This window comes from Methanobrevibacter sp. 87.7, from assembly GCF_002208625.1.
Lineage (GTDB): Archaea > Methanobacteriota > Methanobacteria > Methanobacteriales > Methanobacteriaceae > Methanarmilla.
Window position 1 is genome coordinate 1 of sequence record NZ_MRCT01000131.1, and the last position, 5,191, is coordinate 5,191.

General features: G+C 24.3%; 3 protein-coding genes. 2 read left to right on the top strand and 1 reads right to left on the bottom strand.

What is annotated here, in order from left to right:
- Positions 1–132 precede the first annotated feature (132 nt).
- Positions 133–747, bottom strand: a complete 615-nt coding sequence (locus BGI41_RS06485; RefSeq protein ID WP_088539667.1) for a 5-formyltetrahydrofolate cyclo-ligase — start codon at positions 745–747, stop codon at positions 133–135.
- Positions 748–1,007: 260 nt separating this feature from the next.
- Between BGI41_RS06485 and BGI41_RS06490 the strand changes: the two genes are divergently transcribed.
- Positions 1,008–2,117 carry a hypothetical protein gene (locus tag BGI41_RS06490; protein ID WP_088539669.1) on the top strand — a complete coding sequence of 370 codons (1,110 nt, stop codon included), beginning with the start codon at positions 1,008–1,010 and terminating at the stop codon, positions 2,115–2,117.
- 431 nt (positions 2,118–2,548) lie between these two features.
- Positions 2,549–4,975 (top strand): hypothetical protein, encoded by a 2,427-nt coding sequence (locus tag BGI41_RS06495; protein ID WP_088539671.1) that lies wholly within the window; start codon positions 2,549–2,551, stop codon positions 4,973–4,975.
- The last annotated feature ends 216 nt before the right edge of the window (positions 4,976–5,191 follow it).

A 5,191-nucleotide genomic window follows, 5' to 3' on the forward strand; every position in this document is an offset into this window, starting at 1 on the left:
TTTCTATTATAGTCTTGTTTTTTACTATTTTTTGTTTAAATTTATTTAAAATATTTAATTTAAGTTTTTTATTCTTAAAAATTTTGTTTAAATTTATTTAAAATATTTAATTTAAGTTTTTAAAAAAAAGTTTTATTTATTATTAATTCTTAATACATTTTCATTTGTAACAATCATATTTATTTTCATATCATGTTTTTCTGTAGGTACATAATCAACTAATTGAAGTTTATGAATTGTTGTAATTATTGGTGTATTTAAGTTTATTAAAGATTTTTCATATAAATCTTTAATTTCTCTATCACCATATCCTTTACCTTTTCCTATACGGTGGCCTTTTCTATCTACTGCTACTGATCCTTCAATTACAAGGTCTATTTTAGGATATTTATCAATTTTAGATTGATATTTAAATGCTTTTTTATTATCTGCAGCTTCATCTGTATTTTTAATATTTTTTCCATCTAAAAATAAATATCCATTTGTTAAATTAGGACTAGCCATTATAAGATTTTTATTATCATCTAGAGCAAATTTACGGACTGGAGCTTGTGCTGAATCAGGACTACAAAATATTATTTTAGAATTTTTCCATTCCTTAGTGTTTCTAAGTAGTTTAGCTGCTTCTACTTTTCCTTTAAAATTTGGAATTTTTCCATAATCTCCATTTTTTCTTAATGATAAATTATTTTCATATATTTTTTTCCAAATCTTATTTCTTAAGATATTTTTATCTTCAATTTTCATTTTTAACACTTTTTATTAATTATATTATAATTTTTGAATATTTTTATTTATTTTTTGTTTAATTTAATTTATTTTAAAATTTTAGATATTGATATTAATCAGTTATTGGACATTATTTAATATATGTGTAATTTTAATTCTTTAATTTTATTTATTCTCTATTATTTTTGGATTATTTTTGGATTATGTATGAAATTTTTTAGTAAGTATTATATAAAATTATTATCTAAATATTAATATTAATAAATGGAGAAATTTGTATGAAAAATTCAAAAAGTTTAATTTTTATTTCATTAATTTTAATTACATTAATTGGAATTTCTGCAGTTTCTGCATCAAGTAATTTTGATGATAATGATTCTTCTTTATTATCAGATTCTAATGATTTTGATTTAAATGGATTATTTGATTTTTCAAGTTCTGATAATTCATATTCAAATAATAATCTTGCTAGTTCTAGTTCTGATAGTTTAGATTTAGATAATTTATTATCATTTTCAAGTAGTGATATTGATTTATTGGGTGATGGTGCTTCATCATATCCTTATGATAAAGTTACTTTAGTTAATTTTAGTCCTTATAAATCAGTTATTGGTAAAGATTTAGGAAAACTTGAAGTTTATTGGAAAGATGGAAAAATTATTGGTGTTACTCCAGAAGGTACATTTAATAATAAAAATGGTAATGTATCATCAAGTGATATGATTACTAATTATAATGATCAATTAAACCAATATTCTAGCTATTTATCTGGTGAATCTATTTATCCTAATAATAGTACTAGTGTAAATAATTCAACAGATAATTCAACTGTTGATCCATCTCAAAATTCAACATTTGTAAAACCATATGATAGAGTTACAAGAGTTAATACTAGTCCTTATGCTAGTTTACTTGGTCATGATTATGGTACTTTAGAAATTTATTGGAAAAATGGTAAAGTTATTGGTGTAACTCCTGATGGAGTTTATAAAGCTTCAAATGGTAATGTTCCAACAAGTGCAATGATTACTGGATTTAATGATAAATTAAATAGTTATAGTGCTATATTACAGTATGCAGGTGATACTATATATGGTGATCCTGTAAGTGCTGGTGGACCTTCATTAGATACTAATATTCCTGGAACTGGTAATAGTAGTTCAAATTCCGGGTTAAGTGGTGGACTTGGCTTAGGTTCATTATTCTCATCAAATTCAAATCCTTCAAATAATTCAAGTGGTAATGGTTCATTACCTAATGGTACTAATAATAATACCAATGGTTCAAATACTACTGGAATGCAAAACACTGGTTTACCAATTGCTATCTTAATTGGTGCTGTTGTTGTTGGTGCTGCTGCTATGTATAATAAAGGTAGAAAAAGATAATTAATTTTATCTTTTTTATTTTATTTTTAATTTTTATTTAGTTTTTATTTTGTTCTTATTTTTTATTTTTACATATTTTTTGTTTTTAGATGTCTAATTTCTTTTTCATGTTTTTTAGCTTACAAATAAAAATTAGTATTATATATTTATTTTTCTTAGATTCAAATAAAAATATTTATATAGCTATAAATCTAATTAGATATTGTACATATTATAATAATCTTATAATACCTTAAAATAACTTATAGGGATTTAGTATGTACAAAGGGGGTATATTCAATTTTTTTAAATTTTATTTTTAAAATGTAAATATTTAATTTATATTTTACAATTATTTGATTATTATTAAATAATATTTTTTTATATTTATTATTGAAGTTATTAATTTAATATTGGATTATATCCTTTTATTAATTATAGGGGGAATAACTTTGAGAAAAGAAAATATTGTTCTTTTTATTTCTGTTATTGTTGTTTCTTTATTATGTATTGGAGCAATCAGTGCTACTGATGTGAGTTCTGATGTACAAAATCAATCTGTTGTAAATGATAATACTATATTAAATGAGAATAATGATGATTCTTTTACTGATTTAAATAATAAAGTAATTGATGATGATACATGTAATATTAATTTAGATAGCAATTATACATATTATGATACTGATTCTAATCTTAAGGATACTGGTATTGTTATAAATAAAGATTTAACAATTAAAGGTGCTGATGGTGCAGATGTCACTATTGATGCTAAAGATGAATCTAAAATATTTGTTATTAATAAAGGTGTAACTGTAACTTTAGATAGTTTAACCTTTAAAAATGCAAATAGTGATTTTGGTAGTGCAATTACTAATTATGGTACTTTAATTTTAAAAAACTGTTCTTTCATTAATAACACTGCTGTTAGTAGAGGTGCTGGTGTTTATAATGGCAATGGTTTTGTTACTGTGTCTGGTTCTACTTTTGATGGTAATGATATTGTTGATAGGTCTAGGAATGTAGATAATGGTGGTGCTGCTATTTTTAATATGGCTGGTACTGTTGTTGTTAGTGATTCTAGGTTTACTAATAATCTTAAGGATCTTGTGCCTCGTAAAGGTAATGCTGGTGATTTAGTGGATGCTGTTGTCTGCTCAATTGATGGTAATGTTTCTGTTGCTGATTCTGAGTTTGTTAATAATAGTGGTTGTTATGGTGCTGCTATTTATTCAGGGTCTTATAGTGATGATGTTTTAAGTAATTTGACTGTTGTTAATAGTAATTTTGTTAATAATACTGCTTTGTTTGGTAATTGTATTTTTGCAGATTTTAACACTGTTTTAAATGTTGATTCTTGTTCATTTGTTAATAATACTGCTTCAGGTATTGGTTCTCCTGGAACTGATGCTAGTAGTGGTGCTGCTATTTCAGGTACTTCTCCTAAATCTGTTGTGATTAAGAATTCTTTGTTTGAGAATAATACTGCTAAACAAGGTGGGGCAATTAAAATTGTTGGTTCTTTTGCTGATATAAATAATTGTTCTTTTGTTAATAATACTGCTAAAGATCTTGGTGGTGCTATTATAGGTATTAATACAGAATTAAATGTAAAAGATTCTAAATTCATAGATAACACTGCTGAAAATTATGCTGGTGCTATTTTTAATAGTACTTCTCCTTTATCACTTGAAAACAATACTTTTATTAATAATACACCTTATGATTTCTATGGTTTTGATTCTAATATAAAAATCATTGTTAATAATATTGTTTATGGTAAAGATGCTGAAATTTTAGTTAATTTAACTGGTTATAATAATATTGGATTAAATAAAACCGTTAAAGTTACTGTTAATGGTAAAGAATATGAAGTAGATACTACTGATGGTATTGGAAAACTTATTGTAAGTGGTTTAGCAATTAATCCTAATGTTGAGGTTCTTGCTAACTTCCCAGGTGATGGAGAATATAAATCATCAAGTGCAAGTTCTACTTTCTCAGTTTCACAATATGATATTAATATTATTATTGATGTTGATGAAAATGGTACTGTTATTGTAAAATTATTTGATAAAGAAGGAAATCCTATTGCTGATGCTCCAATTACTTACTCAATTAATGGAACTGATGCTGGTAATTTAATAACTGATGTTAATGGTACTGCTTCAGTTAATGATCTTGTTGGTAAAATGGACTTTGCTGTTAATTATGCAGGTAATGAAAGTTATCTTGGATCTTCTGCATCTGATAAAATTATTATTGTTGTAAAAGCTCCAGTTAGACATAATACTCAAATAGTTTCATCTGACTTTAATCAAATGGCTGTTGACTTTTATAATGGTGAACGTGGAGGATACTTCACTGTAGTTCTTCGTGATGTTAACGGTACTGTATTAGCAAATAAACCAGTAAGTATTGGATTTAATGGTGTAGTATACAATGTAACTACTGATGAAAAAGGTGTTGCAAAACTTCAAATTAATCTTGCATGGTCTGGTATTTACACATTTGCTGTTGCATTTTTAGGTGATGATGATTATACTGGTAGTTTTGTAGTAAATAAAATCACTATTACTAAAAAACCTACTGTTTTATCTGTTCCAGCAAAAACATTTGGTGTATACAATAAAAATAAAGTTATTGTTGTTACTTTAAAAGGTAAAAAAGCTATTGGTAATTCTTATGTAAATGCTGTTGGTAGAACTGTTAAAGTTACTGTTAATGGTAAAACATATACTGCAAAAACTAATAGTAAAGGTGTTGCAAATATTAAAGTTTCAATTAATAAAAGAGGAACTTATACTGTAACTACTAGATTTGCTGGTGATAGTTTATTTGAAGCAAAAACAACTACATCTAAATTATATATTAAATAAATATTTTTAAAATAAGTAGTTTAATTACTACTTATTTTTTTTTTTTTTTTTTTTTAAAAAAAAGATTTTAAAATAATTAAGATTTTTTATAATTTAAACTATTTTTATTAATTTTAAGTTTTTTATTTTTATTTTTAAGTTTTTTATTTTATCTATTGTTTTGTTTATTTTTTTAACTTGTTTTTAAATTATTTTTATTTTCGTCCTATTATATTT